At 62.4% G+C, this 15782-nt stretch carries 14 protein-coding genes and 1 tRNA gene; 5 read left to right on the top strand and 10 right to left on the bottom strand.

The window, feature by feature from the left end:
- Nucleotides 1-28: 28 nt before the first annotated feature.
- The gene (locus ACUJ47_RS08855; RefSeq protein WP_445538039.1) at nt 29-865 is read right to left on the bottom strand and encodes a hypothetical protein; all 837 of its coding nucleotides are present in this window, start codon (nt 863-865) and stop codon (nt 29-31) included.
- Nucleotides 866-1146: 281 nt separating this feature from the next.
- Between ACUJ47_RS08855 and ACUJ47_RS08850 the strand changes: the two genes are divergently transcribed.
- Nucleotides 1147-2502 carry a DUF418 domain-containing protein gene (locus tag ACUJ47_RS08850; protein WP_445538038.1) on the top strand — a complete coding sequence of 452 codons (1356 nt, stop codon included), beginning with the start codon at nt 1147-1149 and terminating at the stop codon, nt 2500-2502.
- A 3-nt stretch (nt 2503-2505) separates the two neighbouring features.
- Here ACUJ47_RS08850 and ACUJ47_RS08845 read toward each other — a convergent pair whose 3' ends face one another.
- The 7 genes from ACUJ47_RS08845 to pdeM form a co-directional block, all read right to left on the bottom strand.
- Nucleotides 2506-3300: an SDR family NAD(P)-dependent oxidoreductase gene (locus ACUJ47_RS08845; protein WP_445538037.1), complete on the bottom strand. Its 795-nt coding sequence runs from the start codon at nt 3298-3300 to the stop codon at nt 2506-2508.
- Nucleotides 3301-3390: 90 nt separating this feature from the next.
- Nucleotides 3391-4497, bottom strand: a complete 1107-nt coding sequence (locus ACUJ47_RS08840; protein ID WP_445538036.1) for an erythromycin esterase family protein — start codon at nt 4495-4497, stop codon at nt 3391-3393.
- Between the two features lie 70 nt (nt 4498-4567).
- Nucleotides 4568-5887, bottom strand: a complete 1320-nt coding sequence (locus ACUJ47_RS08835; RefSeq protein ID WP_445538035.1) for a cystathionine gamma-synthase family protein — start codon at nt 5885-5887, stop codon at nt 4568-4570.
- Nucleotides 5888-6095: 208 nt separating this feature from the next.
- The gene (locus tag ACUJ47_RS08830) at nt 6096-7508 is read right to left on the bottom strand and encodes an SLC13 family permease (protein WP_445538034.1); all 1413 of its coding nucleotides are present in this window, start codon (nt 7506-7508) and stop codon (nt 6096-6098) included.
- Between the two features lie 106 nt (nt 7509-7614).
- Nucleotides 7615-8763, bottom strand: coding sequence for a DUF547 domain-containing protein (locus ACUJ47_RS08825; RefSeq protein WP_445538033.1), 1149 nt, complete (start codon nt 8761-8763; stop codon nt 7615-7617).
- 223 nt (nt 8764-8986) lie between these two features.
- Entirely contained in the window at nt 8987-9505 is a 519-nt protein-coding gene (gene infC / locus ACUJ47_RS08820; protein WP_354144151.1) for a translation initiation factor IF-3, read from the bottom strand.
- Between the two features lie 95 nt (nt 9506-9600).
- Nucleotides 9601-10308, bottom strand: coding sequence for a ligase-associated DNA damage response endonuclease PdeM (gene pdeM / locus ACUJ47_RS08815; protein WP_445538032.1), 708 nt, complete (start codon nt 10306-10308; stop codon nt 9601-9603).
- Nucleotides 10309-10352: 44 nt separating this feature from the next.
- Between pdeM and hemF the strand changes: the two genes are divergently transcribed.
- The 3 genes from hemF to ACUJ47_RS08800 all read left to right on the top strand — a co-directional run bounded on the left by hemF (nt 10353) and on the right by ACUJ47_RS08800 (nt 13788).
- Complete coding sequence (hemF, locus tag ACUJ47_RS08810; RefSeq protein ID WP_445538031.1) at nt 10353-11210, top strand: oxygen-dependent coproporphyrinogen oxidase; 858 nt, start codon at nt 10353-10355, stop codon at nt 11208-11210.
- Nucleotides 11211-11321: 111 nt separating this feature from the next.
- Nucleotides 11322-13412, top strand: a complete 2091-nt coding sequence (locus tag ACUJ47_RS08805; protein ID WP_445538030.1) for a RelA/SpoT family protein — start codon at nt 11322-11324, stop codon at nt 13410-13412.
- Between the two features lie 10 nt (nt 13413-13422).
- The gene (locus ACUJ47_RS08800) at nt 13423-13788 is read left to right on the top strand and encodes a VOC family protein (RefSeq protein ID WP_445538029.1); all 366 of its coding nucleotides are present in this window, start codon (nt 13423-13425) and stop codon (nt 13786-13788) included.
- On the opposite strand, the gene ACUJ47_RS08795 is transcribed toward ACUJ47_RS08800, so the two are convergent.
- Nucleotides 13785-14138 (bottom strand): DUF1905 domain-containing protein, encoded by a 354-nt coding sequence (locus ACUJ47_RS08795; RefSeq protein ID WP_445538028.1) that lies wholly within the window; start codon nt 14136-14138, stop codon nt 13785-13787. The genes ACUJ47_RS08800 and ACUJ47_RS08795 overlap by 4 nt on opposite strands.
- Nucleotides 14139-14223: 85 nt before the next feature.
- Entirely contained in the window at nt 14224-15231 is a 1008-nt protein-coding gene (locus ACUJ47_RS08790; protein WP_445538027.1) for a peptidylprolyl isomerase, read from the bottom strand.
- A gap of 118 nt (nt 15232-15349) precedes the next feature.
- Here ACUJ47_RS08790 and ACUJ47_RS08785 point away from each other — a divergent pair.
- Nucleotides 15350-15440 (top strand) — tRNA-Ser (locus ACUJ47_RS08785).
- Nucleotides 15441-15782: the final 342 nt, after the last annotated feature.

Raw genomic sequence — 15782 nt, 5'->3', positions numbered from 1 at the left:
CTGGCGTTTGACCAACCGCGTTCGGATGTCAAAAACTGACAGTGCTTCTCGTGACATAGGCAGCTCCGGTAGCCAGAAAAAAGCTCCGCACCGGCTTGCCTGTGGCATCCAGGGCCGGTTCGAACTCGGCTTGCCTCATGATCCCATCGCAAGCTTTGATGGCTGATTTGCTCGTGCTGATTGCTCCCAGCATCTTGCAGGAACTTGCCCTGCCGTTTGACCCGACGATCAGCAGGATCCTTACTTGGTCCTCCCGGGCTTTCCTCCTTTCCGAATGGGTCGCTCGCAGTGCATCGCTCATCCAACCCCAAGGAAGTTCCGGCACGGCCACCGGCTTCGAAAGCGTCCTCTGTCCAGCTGGATCGAGACCCCAACTTGCGACCAGATCATCCATGCAGTCGGTCAGGGCTTTGTGCGCGAGATCAAGACTGTCGAGCGGCAAGGCCATGTCCTGCTCGAACGACTTCGATATGGACAGAACACGTCTTTTCTGGGCCCCATCGCCGAAATAGTTTCCGGGCAACATCAACTTGATGCCGCTCCATTCGCCGCTCAACAATTTGAAAAAGGAATCGTGCCTGATTGTATCGTCATGCTCGCCAAACCGGATTTCGGGACTCGCTCCTGTTCGTTTGAGTGTGTTAGTGAAGACGGTCAGATCGAAGCCGTCGTGCGGTGTAAATTGCCTCAGCTCGAAGCTGACAATCCCTTCGCCAAGCTGGAAGTGGCGCTTAATGCCGCAACTCTCCGGAGCGAAGTCCACTTCCCATTGCGTGACCGCTGTGGCCTCGATGGGTTCCTTGGCGAAGGTTGGTGTTGAAACGGATAGAGCCAGGAATGCCGAGACAATCACATTAGCCTTCATGACTGCCCCCGAATTGCTTTTGACCACAACACCATGATTTCACGAAATTATATAGATTCGTCCCAGAACGTCCAGATCGAGGATCCCTCGACGATTGGCCTTGTCGACGGTTGGCGGCCACCCCTGTGTAGCTGGTCCGTCAATAATCCGCGCAGCCGGATTGCCTTCGAAAACGATAGACGATAGCTTCCACTCCAGCGGCATCGTTTCACCGAGGGCGGTGTCGCCAGGCATATGGGTCGCGGCCTCATGTGCTGCCTCGGGGACTGGGGGGTTCCCTGATGACCAATGTCGAACAATCGGCTGGCGCTGCTGCGCCCGTCGCCAAATCCAATCGCATCGATTCACTCGATATCCTGCGCGGGATCGCCGTTTTCGGCATCCTGCTGATGAACATTTCCGCCTTCGGGATGATCTGGCAAGCCTATGGCAATCCCTATGCTGCCGGGGGCAGCACCGGGCTGAACCTCCAGCTGTTCGAAATCATGAACGTGGGTTTCGAGGGCACCATGCGCGGCATCTTCTCGATGCTGTTCGGGGCTGGGGTCGTACTGATGACCGAACGGATGGAGAATTCCGGCGCGGGCCTCACCACCGCCGAGATCCATTTTCGCCGGATGAGCTGGCTCATGCTGTTCGGCGTGATCCACTGGGCGCTCCTGCTATGGACCGGCGAAATTCTCTTTCTCTACTCGCTGTGCGGTTTCTTGCTGTTTGCAGTCCGCAAGCTGCCCGCGCGCGTGCAATTTGCGGTCGGGATCGTCGGACTGCTTTATGCCGCCTATTCGGGCAACCAGGATTATCATGAAGTAGCGGCCCAATCCCAGGTCGCCGCTGCCGCACAGGCCGTTGCCGATAGCGGAGCGGCGCTAAGCCCGGAACAGCAGGCGTCGATCGACAGCTGGGCGGAGCGGGAGAGTGAATTCATCCCGACCGAGGAATCGACTGCAATGTTCGAAGGGTGGCATCAGGGTACCTACGTCGAGGCGGTGAAGGGCCAGTTCGACTTCAGCTATTCCTTCCAATGGACGCACGCGCCGTACTGGATTTTCACGGACGTGCTGCCCTTCATGCTGATCGGCATGGCGCTGCTCAAATGGGGCGTGCTTTCGGCCGAACGCAGTGTGCGCTTCTACGGCCTGATGGTGCTGGTGGGCTATGGCATCGGCATACCGCTGGGGCTTTACGAACTTGGGCTGCTGGCCGCGGGAGATTATGGCCCGGTTGCCGCGGCGGAAGCCGGAAGGACATACCAGTTCAGTCGACTTGCCATGGTGGCCGGGCATATCGGGCTGGTTCTGGCGGTGGTGAAGCTGGGCCTCTTCAAGTGGCTCCAGCAGGGGTTCGCCGCCGCCGGGCAGATGGCGCTGACCAACTACATCGGCCAGACGCTGATCTGCACCTTCCTGTTCTACGGTTTCGGGTTCGGCCTCTATGGCCAGCTCGATCGCTCACAGCTTTACCTGCTGGTTCTGACGATCGCCGTGGTTGAGATTGTGTTCAGCGTGATCTGGCTGCGCAATTTCCGCTTCGGCCCACTCGAATGGGTCTGGCGTTCGCTGACCTATTGGAAGCGCCAGCCGATGGCGCTGGGCGGCGGCGGGCCGCAGCCCGGCCAGATGCTGGGCGCGACCTGAGCGCTACTTGCGCGTATCGATTGCCGGGCTGGGGTTGTCGTTCCACCACGGAACGTCCAGCCACGGCCTGGCGTCGATCTCGTGCGTCCAGCAATTGCGGGGCTGCTGCGCAAGGTGCCAGTAGGTTTCGGCGAGCGCGCCGGGATTGACCACGCCGTCATCGCCTTTGAGGCTCTTGAAGGCTTCAAACCTGTCGCCCAGCATCTTGCCCAAAGTATCGGGCGCGTCGACCGCGCCATCGACGATCACATGCGCGACATGCACGCCCTTGGGCGCGAATTCGGCATTGAGCGTCTGGCACAACATGCGCCGCCCGCCCATCGCTGCGGCATGGCTGTGCTGGCCCGCATTGCCGCGCACCGCCGCCGTGGCCGAAGTGACAAGTAGGGTGCCCTTGCCCCGCTCGACCATCGCCGGGAGCATCTCATGCGCAAGGCGAAACAGGCCGAAACAGCCCAGCCGCCAACCGAGCTCGAAGGTGCGGTGTGGCGTCTCTTCAAGGCTACGGTTCCCGATCTGCGCGCCCAGATTGTAGAGCGCGCAATCGATCGGGCCGATGTCGCGCTCGACCCGTTCGACCAGCTCCTCGATCGTGCCGTCCTCGCTCGCATTGAGCAGCGTTCCGGTGGCCGAGCCGCCTGCCTGCTCAATCTGGCTCACCAGCCGGGCGAGACCTTCCTCATCGCTGCGGCGCGCCAGCACCGCGTGATAGCCCCCTGCGGCAAAGCGCGCGGCGGCGTGCCCGCCGATCCCCGCGCCTGCGCCGATGACGAGAAAAACCGGCTTGCTGTCAGCCATGATGTCGCTCTCCCTCCGCAGCTGCCAAACTGGATTGCAGGCATGGTCGCCTGCACCTCGGTTGCAGCCTGCCAGAGGCTTCAGCTACTGTCACTTTGGCACTTCATCCGTACGGATGTCACCGGCGGCGTCCTGGTGATCGAATACCACCACGCCGTCAAACAATTGCGCCCAGTCGGCGACGATTGGTGAATAGCTGAACATGCCCGAGGGCCGCGCCCCGGCGTTCGCCAGCGCGGTCTTGTCGAAAAACACCGCCCCATCGCGCGTGATCGGTCCGACGACAGCTTCAAGCGAATCCGGTTCGACAGTTTCGATAAGGTGCGGCGCGGGGTGGCCGCGCATTGTTCCCGCTTGCGCGGCAAAGCCCAGCGCAAATACCTCGCCGCCATAGTGGCCCGCAAGGTAAGCCCCGAACGGCTTGATCCCCTCAAAGCCCGCATGCCCGTGCGGCGCACGCGCGGCGTGAGAATTCGCTGTCCAGATGATCGCCTTGGTTTCCGACGGCCATCGGGCCATCCAGCGCTTGAAATTGGCGAACATCTCGCGGTCGCGGCTGGCGAAATAGTTGTTCGTTTCGACCGGGTCGGCCGCCGCGAAGGCGGACAGGTTCGCCAGCATTTCCTGTCGTTCGCGCCGGACATTGGGATCGACCGAGCGGGGCAGCCCGCCGATCAAGGCGAGGCATGTGGCGGCGACCCGTCGGCGTTCCGGATTGTTGCCCGTGAAAAGCATGTCCCGGAAAACCGCGCGGCAGCGCTGGCCATCTTCGGGCGCGAGCTCACCGGCCAGCTCGGCCGTGACGCCAAAATTGGTGAAGTCCTGTCCTACGCCTCCCAACTGAAAGTCGAAGCCACCAAGCCGGACTGTGCCGGTGTTTATGCGGCTTGCCAGATAGGGCAGCAAAGGCTGGAATTCCCGGTCGAACTTCCATAACCCACCGACCGCGGTGGCAATTTGATCGGGTGTTACCTGTCGTCCACCGCGACGGATACGATCGAGCTGCACGAATTCGTAAAAACTCGCTTCGAATAGCACCGCCGAATAGCCGCACTGTGCAACCAGTCGTTCAATCAGGGCGATCTTGAAGGTCTCGGTCCGCGCATCACCGTGCTCGGCTTCGCCCAGCACCGCGACCTTTCGATCGCAAAGAGCTGCGGCCGCAGCGTCGAGCGCGGCAGCTTCGGAAGTCGACATCCCTTGCGCCAATACCGGCATCTGAAAAATAAGGGCCAGAAATGGCGCGAGGCGCAGCGTCATTGCGCAATCAGACCTTAGCCAGTGCCTGTTCGAAATCGGCGATCAAATCGTCCGGGTCTTCGATCCCGATCGAGATGCGCACGAGGTTGTCAGTGATGCCGAGCGCGGCCTTGCGCTCGTCCGGCACCGAGAGGTGCGTCATCGAAGCCGGGTGGCTGGCAAGCGTCTCGGTTCCGCCCAGGCTGACCGCGAGCTTGGCTACCTTGAGCGCATCGAGGAAAGCGAAGGACTCGGCCTCGCCGCCCTTGATGAAGAGCGAGAAGGTCGAGCCGGCGCCGCTGCAATGCCGGTCGAAGATATCCTGCTGGCGCGCATCCTGGATGAAGCCAAGATAGCCCAGGCCTTCGACCTTGGGATGGCTGCGCAGATATTCGCACACCTTGGCGGCGTTTTCGCCCGCGCGCTGCATCCGCAGTTCGACCGTTTCCAGGCTGCGCAGCAGCATCCATGCGGTGTTGGGATCGGCGATGCCGCCCATGGTGTTGCGGAGCGCGCGGACCGGGTCCATCCACTTCTTCGCGCCTGCCACGCTGCCAGCGACAAGGTCCGAATGGCCGCCGAAATATTTGGTGAGCGAATAGCACACGATGTCGGCGCCATTGTCGATCGGCCGCTGCCACAGCGGGCCGAGGAAGGTGTTGTCGATCGCGATCGGCGTGACCGCAAGATCGAGCGCCGCATCGCGCGCCGCCGTCACCACTTCGACGTCGACCAGTGCATTGGTGGGGTTGGCCGGGCTCTCGAGATAGATCATCGCGACCTTGCCGCCATTGGCCTCGGCCTGCGCCTTCGCCTTGGCGAGCACCGCGTCGATCTCTTCGCGCGTCGCGCCGGCGGGGAAGTCGACATAGGTCACGCCAAACTTGCTCAGCACCCTTGCAACGAAGCCTTCGCTGGCTGCATAGAGCGGCCCCGAATGCACGATCACGTCGCCCTGGCTGACAAAGGCCATCATCAGGATGCAGATCGCGGTCATGCCGCTGGAGAAGCTGAGTGCGTCTTCCGCCCCGTCCCAGATCGCCAGCCGGTCTTCGAGGATTTCCTGGTTGGGCCCGTTGAAGCGCGAATAGACCAGCCCTTCGGCCCCGCCCGCGCGCTTGCCGGTGATGCCTTCGAAATGACGCTTGCCCGCAGCAGCGTTTTCGAAGGCGAAAGTGCTGGTGAGGAAGATCGGCGGCTTGAGCGATCCTTCGGACAGCACCGGATCATAGCCATAGCCCATCATCAGCGTGCTGGGCTTCATCGGGCGCCCGCCGATCGTGGTGATCGGTTCCTTCGGCTTGCGGCGCGGCGTGGGTTGGTCGACGGCGTCGATAGCGTCGGTCATGGATATTCCTCCCAGTGTGCGGGCGCTGCCGGATTGCCTCTTGGTCAAGGCCGCGTCCGCAACGCTCCTAGGAAGGCAGGAGCCGGTTAGGAGCCGTCCGGGCCGCCCGTTCCTAACCTCCGCAGGAACGCTTCTGCACCGGATGCCTGAAACGATGCCCGCGCGAATACCGCCATGCCGGGCAAGCTTCAACCGGTTTCAAATGATATCAACCGGCGATCGATGCGACGCCCCAGACCAGCCCGACGATCAAGGCAATGCCGAGGATGTCGAGCGCCAGGCCCGCGCCCACCATGCGCTCGATCCGGATCCGCCCCGTCGCCCAGGCGATTGCGTTCGGCCCGGTCCCGGCGGGAAGCATGAAGCCCCAGCTGGCGGCGATTGCTGCGGGCATGGCGAGCAGGATCGGGTCTGCCCCCAGCGCAACGATCAGGCTCGCGACCACAGGGATGATCCCGCTGGCTGTCGCGACATTGCTCGCGAATTCGGTCACCAGCACCACCATCGCCACGATCGCCAGCGCAACCAGCGGCAAGGGCACATTGCTGAGCGGGAGCAGCGCCTGCCCCAGCCATTCGGCGAGGCCCGACGCCTGCATCCCGGCTGCCAGCGCCAATCCGCCGCCGAACATCATGATCACGCCCCATGGCGCGCGGTCGGCTTCCTTCCATTCCAGCAGCGGCCGGCCGGTGCCGTCGGGGATGAGGAACAGCGCAAGCCCGGCGAGGATGGCGATCGTCCCGTCTTCCCAGCTCCCGCCCGGCAGGTAAGGTTCGACCAGCGGCACGCTCATCCACGCGACGAAGGTCACCGCGACGAGCGGCACCAGCCGTTTCTCGGGCAGGGTCCATGCGGCATGGGTGTCGATCGCCGCTCGCGCCTTGGCGACATCGAAGGGATGCGCGGCGACCTTCTGTGTCCGGGCGACGATCCACGCGGCGAGCGGGACGCCGACGATCACGATTGGCATGCCATAGAGCGACCATTCGGCGAAGCTGATCCGAACTCCGGCGATGGTGTCGAGCAAGCCGACTGCAATGGCATTGGTGGGAGAACCGACCACGGTGCCAAGCCCACCGATGCTGGCGGCAAAGGCAATCCCCATCGGCAAGGCACCCGCGAGCCCCTCCTTGTCCTCATCGGGAACCCCGCCACCCGCCAGCACCGCCAGCGCCATGGGCATCATGATGAGCGCGGTCGAAGTGTTGGAGATAAGCATGGAAAGCAGCGCCGCGCTGATCATGAAAGCCAGCAGCAACTGCGTTTGCCCGCCGCTTGCGCCGACCATGCGCAGGATGGCGAGGCTCAGCCGCTTGTGGAGGCCGGTGCGCTCGATCGCCAGCGCGATGAAAGCGCCGCCCAGGATCAGGAACAGGATCGGCGAATAATAGCTCGAGGCGACTTCGCGCGCGCTACCCACTCCGCCGAATGGCAGGACAATGAACGGGAGCAGCGCGGTGGCGGTCAGCGGGATCGCCTCGGTCATCCACCATGCTGCCATCCACACGACCAGCCCCGCGACCAGCCATGCCGCCGCGGGCAATCCGGCGGGCGGTGCGGTCAGCGCAGTCAGCGCAAAGGCCAGCGGCCCAAGGATCAACCCGATGCGTTTGGCAGTCATTCTGCTCCCCCGTTGCGACGCCGATGCGCGCTGACGAGGGGGGTAACAAGTCCGGATGCCCCGGCACAAGGCCAAAGCATTGTCGGAAAGCAGAATTATCCGGTGGCTATTCGACTTCGACCGGGTTCCCGTCTGCATCGGTCTGTCCGATGATGACGCGGCCCAGGCGGCCTCGCTTGATCAGTGCATTGACCTTGGCGGACCGCTCCTGAACGAAACGCAGCACATTCTGCGGGATTTGTGAATTGATCGGCGAGCAATCGCCCATCCCGGTCTGGCCACCGCCCGCCCCGCCGCAGCTCTCTACATTGCTGTAGATCGGGGCGCGCTCGCCGCCCGCCAGGTCGGCGATGTCGTGCTCGTAGATCGAGGCTTTGACGGGGCCGGTCTTGGCGAGGATCGACTGCACTTCCTCGTCGGCGTGATACTTGATGTGCTCGCGCAGGGATTCGGGCCAGTCGGCGAAGAAAAAGGGCCGGGCTTCTTCGTAGATCTCGGAAACCAGCAGCGTATCCCCGCTCGATTGTGCGCCGCGCAGCGAGTTCACGAATTCATTGGCGGAGAGTTCGAGCAAGGCGCCGACATTTTCGCCGTTATAGGCGTTGGACTGGAGTGAGGGGCCGCCGATTTCCCCGCGGAAGAAGCCGTAGATCACGTTCGGATCCTTCCAGTTGGGATAGACGATCCGAGTGCGGATGTCGCGCGGGCTCAGGGCCATTCCCCTGATCGCAAGGACGGGCGCTTCGTCGAGCGGGAGGCCATCGATCTTGATGCTGCGCGGCTGCCTGACGGGATAGGCGCGGGCAATCTGTTCGACCATCGCCACGTTGTGCAAATTGATCCAGAAGGCCAGCTGTTCGTTGCGCGGCATGCTGCCGATATCGACTGTGTTGCCGATGTGCTCGAGATCCTTGCGGTATTCGGTCAGCGTCTCGATCACTTCGGGTTCCAGCATCGAGAATACGACCCGGTTGCCCTCGAGCCGGTACCGGGAGGTATGGCCGTAGACCAGTCTCGACCCGACATCCGCGTCCGGCCGGAAAGCGTTCTCGCGCAGCGACGGGCCCAACTCGAGCACAAAGAAATCCAGCGCCTGGTCCCAATGGCTGAAATCGAACCTTGTCGTCCTGCCAGTAGGGTGAGGCACGAACTGGGCGATCGCTTCACTGGCGGGCGCATCGGAAGTCTCGGCGCTGGCTGGCGCTGTGAGAGCAAGGGCGAGGATGCCGACACCGGCAAGCAGTGACTTAAGCATGATGGCTCCAATTGGGGGTACTGGACGGGCAAACGCATAGTGCTGCGTCATGTGCCCGGTAGGTGTGCAATTCTTTACGCCGCCAAAATAGACGATCCCTGAAAACCATCAATGACTTCGGTCGAATGGCACAAGCCGCTCGTCGAGCCGTTTGGCATCAGGAAAGCGAAAAGGGCGCGCCTTTCGGACACGCCCCTTGCTAGTATCCCGATGCGATAGCGGCTTACTTCGGAGCCAGCACCATCAGCATCTGGCGGCCTTCGAGCCGCGGGAAGGCTTCGACCTTGGCGATTTCCGCCACATCGTCTTGCACCCGCTTGAGCAGGTTCATGCCGAGTTCCTGGTGCGCCATTTCGCGGCCGCGGAAGCGCAGGGTGACCTTCACCTTGTCGCCATGTTCGATGAACTTGTTCACGTTGCGCATCTTCACGTCATAATCGTGCGTGTCGATGTTGGGACGCATCTTGATCTCTTTGATCTCCTGCGTCTTTTGTGTCTTGCGCGCGGCGTTGGCCTTCTTCTGCGCCTCGTAGCGGTACTTGCCCACATCGAGGAACTTGGCCACCGGCGGATCGGCGTTGGGAGAAACTTCGACTAGGTTGAGGCCGAGTTCGTTGGCCTGCTCGATCGCTTCGCGGGTGTACATCACGCCAAGGTTTTCACCTTCGTGATCGATCACGCGTACCTTGTCGGACTGGATAAATTCATCGTAGCGCGGGCCGCTCTTGATAGGCGGGGCCAGCGAACGCCGGGGTGGACGGGCTATGGGGTTTTCTCCTGTTTCAGCCTTGATTCTGTGGCCGCTATGTAGGGACAAACGGGGCCGAACGCTAGGGGTTACGCGGCTTCGCGCCAAAGCGGCAATTGCACCAGCTTTCCCCTTGCCGGAAGCACCGCATCGATCCGGCTGGCAGGCATCAGCGCAGCGCGGATTTCGGGTGCGCCCGCGTCCATCCCGCCGGTGAGCGCACCGAAGGCCGGCAGGATCATCCGGTCAGATTTACCGGCACCGCGGCTCACCACCGCGCAGGGTCGGCTGATATGCCGGTCGCGCACCTTGACCCGCACCTTGGGATGGAAATGACCAGAAAGCTCAGGGCGTGCTTCTCCCGATTGCGCTTCATGCCGCAGGATCACGCCTCCAAGCTCGAGTTCTTCGACCAGCGTCCCGCCGAAACCGCGCTGCATCTGCCCGTCATGGTTGCCGGTGATCCAGACCCAGTCGAGCGCACGCGTCAGCGCCTCGAGCATGCCTGCGGCATAGGGGTCGAGCCGCGAAGTGCCGCCTTCGTCATGGAAATTGTCGCCCAGCGTTATCACGCGCCGCGCGCCGGTCAGCTTCACTGCATCGGCTACGCGCTCCAGCGTCTCGCGGCTGTCATAGGGCGGAAGCATCTGGCCATGGCGCGCATAAAAGCTCGCTTTCTCGAGATGCAGATCGGCCACCAGCAAGGCCTGCTCGCGCGGCCAGTACAGCGCGCGCCCCTCGGCCAGCAGCAATTCGTGGCCGGCAAATTCCATCGGGGCGAACGAAAGGGGAACCATCGCTCTCACTTGCCGCGCCCCGCGCGCTTTGGCAAGGGGATGCCATGACCGATTGGACACCCTACACCGCCCGCGCGCAGCAATGGTTCGAAAGCCTGCGCGACCAGATCTGCGCCGAATTCGAAGCGATCGAGCGCGAGGCCGGATCGGACGCCGCCTTCGAATATACGAGGTGGAACCGCGAGGAAGCGGGCAATCCCGATCCCGGCGGCGGCACGCGGGGCCTGATGAAAGGCAAGGTGTTCGAAAAGGTCGGGGTCAATGTCTCGACCGTGAAGGGCAATTTCAGCAAGGAATTCGCTGCGACCATCAATGGCGCGAGTGCCGAGGAACCGGGCTTCACCGCCACCGGCATCAGCCTGGTCGCGCATATGGCCAACCCGCATGTGCCCGCAGTGCATATGAACACGCGCTTCCTGACGACCCAGGCGGCGTGGTTCGGCGGCGGGGCGGACCTCAATCCGCCGATCCCCTATGAAGAGGACACGGCGGATTTCCACGCGCGTTTCCGCGCGGCCTGCGCGGCGCACAATCCGACCTATTACGAACGCTTCAGGAAATGGGCTGACGACTATTTCTTCATCCCGCATCGCGGCGTGCATCGCGGCGTAGGCGGGATCTTCTACGATCACCTCGAATGCACCGACGAGGCGGCGTTCGAGCGCAATTTCGCTTTCACCCAGGATGTCGGCAAGGCATTTCTCGACATCTTCCCGCAACTCGTGCGGCGGCGGATGGGCAGCGAGTTTACGCCCGAAGAAAAGCAGACCCAGCTGGAATGGCGCGGGCGCTATGCCGAATTCAACCTCGTCTACGATCGCGGCACGCTGTTCGGGCTCAAGACCGGCGGCAATGTCGATGCCATTCTCATGAGCCTGCCGCCCGAAGCGGTGTGGAGCTGAAGCCTCCGCCGCGGTGAGGGCGGCCCCTGCGGGCTGCGCGTGCATTGCTTGCGCGCGTCCGAGAATTTCCGCATTGCAATAAGCCCCGCTGCACCGCACATTCAGGGCACGATGCTTCGCCAATACGAACTTGTTGAACGGGTCCTCGGTTACGACCCCGACGCCGATGAGGCGGCGCTCAACCGCGCCTATGTCTACACGGTGCAGAAGCATGGCACGCAGCGGCGTGCCAGCGGCGATCCCTATTTCAGTCACCCGGTCGAGGTCGCCGGGCTGATGACCGACCTGAAGCTCGACCAGCAGACCATCATCACCGCTCTGCTGCACGATACGGTCGAGGATACGCTGGCGACGATCGAGGATATCGAAGCCAATTTCGGCACCGACGTCGCGCGGCTGGTCGACGGCGTGACCAAGCTCTCGAAGATCGAGCAGATGGCCGAGAACGAGCGCGCGGCGGAGAATTTGCGCAAGTTCCTGCTGGCGATGAGCGAGGACATTCGCGTCCTGCTGGTCAAGCTGGCCGACCGCTTGCACAACATGCGCACGCTGCACTTCATCAAGTCGCCGGAAAAACGACAGCGCATCGCGCGCGAGACGATGGATATCTACGCCCCGCTGGCCGAGCGGGTGGGCATGTATGAATACATGCGCGAAATGCAGCTGCTCGCCTTCGAGCAGCTTGAGCCCGAAGCCTATGCCACCATCACCAGCAAGCTGGAGGAACTGCGCAGCCAGGATGGCGGGCAGGTCGATGCGATTGCGCTCAAGGTCAAGCAGCGGCTCGCCGAAGCGGGGCTCAAGGTCGAAGTCTCGGGCCGCGAGAAGCATCCCTATTCGATCTGGAAGAAGATGGCCGAACGCCATGTCAGCTTCGAACAGGTGACCGATATCATGGCCTTCCGCGTGATCTGCGATACCGAGGCCGATTGCTATGCCGCCATGGGCGTGCTGCACACCACGTGGCAGTTCCTGCCGGGCAAGTTCAAGGATTACATCTCGACGCCCAAGAGCAATGGCTACAAGTCGCTCCACACGTCGCTGATGTATGAGAATTCGATGCGGGTGGAAGTACAGATCCGCACCCGCCTGATGCACATGACCAACGAGTTCGGGCTGGCAGCGCATTGGGCCTACAAGCAAGGCGACCGGCCGGACGGGCAAGTCGGTTGGCTGCGCGACCTGATCGAAATCGTCGATGCCAGCCACGATGCCGAGGAACTGCTCGAGCACACCAGGCTTGCGATCTACCAGGACCGCATTTTTGCCTTCACGCCCAAGGGCGGGCTGTTCCAGCTACCCAAGGGCGCGACCCCGGTCGATTTCGCTTTCGCCGTGCATACCGACCTTGGTGCGCAAGCGGTGGGCGCGAAGATCAACGGGCGGCACATGCCGCTGCGCACGCCACTGGCGAATGGCGATGTGGTCGAAATCATCAAGAGCAAGACTGCGGAACCGCAGCTTTCGTGGCTCGGCTTCGTCGTGACCGGCAAGGCGCGTGCGGCGATCCGCCGCGCGGTGCGGCTCAAGGAGCGCGCCGAAATCGCCGAGATCGGTCGCAAGCTGTTCGACGAAATCGCCACCAAGGTTCCGGCGCGGATCGGCAAGAAGGCAGTGCGCGAAGCGGTCAAGCGGCTCGAGCTGATCGACGAGGAAGATTTGATGTTCGCGATCGGCGCAGCACGCCTGACCGACCGCGAAGTAATGGAAGCGCTGGTGCCCGGCTGCACCACCGATCTTGGCGACGATGACGACTGGACCCGGCGCGAGCACCAGATCTCGATCCGCGGGCTCACCCCCGGGGTCGGCTTCCAGCTTGCCGAATGCTGCCACCCTGTGCCGGGCGACCGTATCGTGGGGCTGCGCAAGAAAGGCGAGCCGGTGGAGGTGCATTCGATCGGCTGTTTCGAGCTGGCCAATGGCGTCGATGCCGACTGGCTCGACCTCAGCTGGGGCCGTCGCTCGCAGGGTGCGGTCGGTCGCTTGCGCGTGACGCTATATGACCGGCCGGGCACTCTGGCCGAGATGGCTGGAATCTTCGCGCAGAACCACGTCAATGTGAAAGCGCTCGACCAGGTCGAGACCGACCATCCCTTCACCACTTATGAAATCGACAGCGAAGTGCAGGATTTGGCGCACCTTACCCGCATCCTCAGCGCCTTGCGCGCCAGCGACGCGGTGGCGCAGGCAGAACGGATCTAGGGAGGCGCGCTTGGCCCGGGTCATCGGCATCGACCATGTCCAGCTGGCCATGCCGCATGGCGGCGAATACGAAGCACGGCAATTTTTCGTCGAAGTGCTGGGAATGGTGGAAGTGCCCAAGCCCGCGCATCTAGCGATCAGCGGCGGCTGCTGGTTCTCCAGCGGCACGGCGCATATCCATTGCGGGGTCGAACAGGATTTCCTGCCAGCGCAGCGCGCGCATCCCGCATTGCTGGTCGACGATCTGGCCTCGCTGGTTACTCGGCTCGAAGAAAGCGGCGTTCCGTTTACGCCGGGCAAGCCGCTGAAGGGGTATCGCCGGGGGGATATCGCAGACCCCTTCGGCAACCGCATCGAATTGATGCAGAAGCTCTAGTGCAGTTCCAGCTCCACGCAGACCCGATCGCCGGCGACAATGTCTTCGGCGCGCATTACTTTCCGGCTGACGAGAAGAATCCATTCGCGTCTTGGTTGCCCTGTCGCTTCGCTACTTGAGGGCAGGGACTCCTTTTGCGGGAAGACGGAACTCTTCCATTCGGTGCCGCCGATGCGCGCCATGACCTTGACCGAGCCGAAGCCGCGCTGTCTGCCATATTCGAGCCGATAGAGCCGCGCATGCATCGCGATCGCTTCGGCAGCTTCACCGGTGATGACAAGCAGGTACCAGGTGCCGCGTTCGCCCTGCCAGCGGGTGAGCGGGGCGGTGTGGCTTAGTCTCTCTGTCATTCGTCATTGCGAGCGTAGCGAAGCAATCCAGAATCGGAGCTGGATTGCCGCGTCGGCTTCGCCTCCTCGCAATGACGAGAGAGGGTCACTCGCTCGGCACGCGCCGCACCGGCACCGGGATATTGCAGATGTCCGCGCCGCCTGCCGGATGGATGAAGAAGGCGTCGCGGCGGTTGGCGCGCGCTTCGGCATAGCGGGCGAAACTTTCGCTTTCGGTGCTGAGATATTCGAATGCGGGCTGCGGAATCTCGTGTAGGTCGCTGGCAATGCGGACCTGCCGGATCGGCGTACGCTTGTCCTTTTCGAATTCGGCGTAGAAGCCCAGTTCACCCTTTCCGCGCGGGAGCGAAGAGAGATGCTCCATCCCCTCAATGATCCGGCCCACAAGCGCGATATTGCGATCGAGCTGGCGTGGCGCATGGCCGATCACCGTGTATAGCTCCGCGCCAGAGCCGGTGTCGGGAGAGTAGTTCCGCCCTACGCCGACCATGCCATAGCAATGGACGGGCCAGTTATTGTCGAAATCGCCTGCTATCGGCCAGCCTTTGTAGAATTCGAACGACTGCGCATAGGGGTCACGTATCTCCGGCGCATCGGCGAGCGCCCGGATCGATGCGAGCAGATTCTCGAATTGCTCGGGGTCATCGCCATTTACCGCTTCACTGGCTGGATGGACTGCGTCGAGCGGGGCAACATACTCGCTCTCCCCCATCACCTTCAGCCCCTCGGGCAGCTTCTTCGTCTCACCCTCCGCTTCGGGATTGTCGTAATTGGGATCGCCCCATTGCACGACGTAATTGTCCTGCACCCGGTTGACGCTGATGTTGTCGAACCAGCCGCTGCGTGCGAGCAGTTTGATATTGTGCACCCAACCCTGGCTGAAGGGCGGTGGCATCAATTGGATCACTACCCGGCGCGGATTGCCTTCTGCATCGGGGGCGAGGTCCATCACCAGCAGGTCGTCCGCGGGAATCCGCACCCAGTCAGATTGCGGCGCAGCGGCGACGATTTCGTTGGGCGAAGGCGCTGCGTCTTGCGCGAGTGCGCTTACCGAAAGGGCGATGGCGGCGACGCCGAGAAGGAGGTTTTTCATCCGCCGATGTGTGCCACCTGATTGCGGGTTGCGAAAGGGGGATAGCACGGCTATCCGCGCCGGTCTGTCTCAGGCCTCAAGTAGCGCACCGCACGGTAGGCCAATAAACGGGGCACGCGGAGCAGTGGCCGAGTGGTCGAAGGCGCACGCCTGGAAAGTGTGTATACGGTAACCCCGTATCGAGGGTTCGAATCCCTCCTGCTCCGCCACCTAGCCTTGTCTCTTCCCGACATGTGAGAATTAGCCCCTCAGAACAGCGCAGTTCTGCGGGATTGTGGCCGTGAAGTGGTAGCCTTCGCGGGTTTGGCGGTGGTTTTTGTTTTTGTAGTCTTTGGCGGCTCTACTTCCGCGAAGCCGCACCATGTCGCTTCCGTCACCCAAGGCCCCGATACGCATCATGCGGCGTGCGACCGCTTCCAGGGCTGCGATTCAACAGCGATTCCAATGCGTGGAAGAGACCCGAAGCCCGATCGAATTTGCTGCAGTGGTCCGCTGTACTTCAATTGTTGGAGAATACGAATAATATTGTCTTGTGTGTTTTGAGGGTGCGT

Source organism: Altererythrobacter sp. Z27 (genome assembly GCF_052683155.1).
The sequence above is the reverse complement of the archived record's forward strand: the minus strand, read 5'-3'. Positions and strand labels throughout refer to the sequence as shown.

Coding starts and splice junctions, on each gene's coding strand:
- ACUJ47_RS08855 (WP_445538039.1), bottom strand. CDS start 865: ATGAAGGCTAATGTGATTGTCTCGGCATTCCTGGCTCTATCCGTTTCA.
- ACUJ47_RS08845 (WP_445538037.1), bottom strand. CDS start 3,300: ATGGCTGACAGCAAGCCGGTTTTTCTCGTCATCGGCGCAGGCGCGGGG.
- hemF (WP_445538031.1), top strand. CDS start 10,353: ATGACCGATTGGACACCCTACACCGCCCGCGCGCAGCAATGGTTCGAA.
- ACUJ47_RS08805 (WP_445538030.1), top strand. CDS start 11,322: ATGCTTCGCCAATACGAACTTGTTGAACGGGTCCTCGGTTACGACCCC.
- ACUJ47_RS08830 (WP_445538034.1), bottom strand. CDS start 7,508: ATGACTGCCAAACGCATCGGGTTGATCCTTGGGCCGCTGGCCTTTGCG.
- ACUJ47_RS08795 (WP_445538028.1), bottom strand. CDS start 14,138: ATGACAGAGAGACTAAGCCACACCGCCCCGCTCACCCGCTGGCAGGGC.
- pdeM (WP_445538032.1), bottom strand. CDS start 10,308: ATGGTTCCCCTTTCGTTCGCCCCGATGGAATTTGCCGGCCACGAATTG.
- ACUJ47_RS08850 (WP_445538038.1), top strand. CDS start 1,147: ATGACCAATGTCGAACAATCGGCTGGCGCTGCTGCGCCCGTCGCCAAA.
- ACUJ47_RS08840 (WP_445538036.1), bottom strand. CDS start 4,497: ATGTCGACTTCCGAAGCTGCCGCGCTCGACGCTGCGGCCGCAGCTCTT.
- ACUJ47_RS08835 (WP_445538035.1), bottom strand. CDS start 5,887: ATGACCGACGCTATCGACGCCGTCGACCAACCCACGCCGCGCCGCAAG.
- ACUJ47_RS08790 (WP_445538027.1), bottom strand. CDS start 15,231: ATGAAAAACCTCCTTCTCGGCGTCGCCGCCATCGCCCTTTCGGTAAGC.
- ACUJ47_RS08825 (WP_445538033.1), bottom strand. CDS start 8,763: ATGCTTAAGTCACTGCTTGCCGGTGTCGGCATCCTCGCCCTTGCTCTC.